This is a genomic window from Bartonella sp. AA81SXKL (assembly GCF_042196945.1).
Taxonomy (GTDB): domain Bacteria; phylum Pseudomonadota; class Alphaproteobacteria; order Rhizobiales; family Rhizobiaceae; genus Bartonella.
On record NZ_JBHIRH010000123.1, the window covers coordinates 1 to 998 of the forward strand.

Genomic DNA, 998 nt, shown 5'->3' on the forward strand with positions numbered 1-998 from the left:
TGATCAAATGTTGCTAAAGGACGGGAATCCTCACCAGCCTCTACAATGCGAATCCCATGATTAAATTCTATTGCCATTTTGCTCTCCAAATCAATGAAGAGACCATAACAACAAGAGCTCCCTTTCATAAGTCTGACACTGTCAGTCAAAAAGCCCTTTTAAAGGGCTTTAAAGGGGACTTAAAGACGGAAGAGCATACAAGCCTTTAAACGCTTATACAAAGATCTTTAATTTAACTGCGCCATCACCACCCCGTCCAGCACCATTTACTGTTCCATCTTCACCATCTCGATAACCGCCACCGCCACCGCCGCCATATCCTTTTTCAGCTCCGCTTCCTCCATTGCCACCATACTGGCTTTTTCCTCCCTTACCTCCATTATTAGCTATACCACTACCACCACTCCCACCACTCCCACCTCCACCTGCTCCACCATAGGTACTATCCCCTCCATCACCGCCACAACTATCATTAAAGCCACCACCACCTCCTCCGCCTCCATGCCAAGGATGTTCTTTTCCCGCATAACCATTATTATTACTACCACTTGCAGTTCCATAACCACCTGAAACTCCACCACCACTATTTCCACCAATATAACCGTTATTCCCCTTACCACCCCGTGCTGTAAGAATAGAACCAACTAGCGTATTACCACCATTAACACCATTTCCATATCCGCCTTTTCCAATAGCCACTACATCATTATTCTGTAATTGGCGTTTTTGAATCTTTAAAGAAATACATTCACCACCACCTCCTCCTCCACGTTGGCCACCGCTCCCGCCACCTCCCCAAGCCATGATTTCAATATCAGTGTCATCTGTCACCCCATCAGGCCAAGGAATATTACCACTCTGCAACATAACGATTTCAATGTACTCTTCTTTACGCTTTTTGATTAAAGCATCCAAAAGAGCATCCACTTGCACCTTGGTATAAACAGCTTCACCATCAACTCTCAAAGGTCCTTTCAAGGTACTTCCATTTGTGCTTA

The 998-nt window shown here is 45.1% G+C and carries 1 pseudogene; it reads right to left on the minus strand.

Annotated elements, in window-relative coordinates:
- Positions 1–213: 213 nt before the first annotated feature.
- Positions 214–998 (minus strand): annotated as a pseudogene (locus ACFINZ_RS09995) (hypothetical protein); the annotation flags it as partial.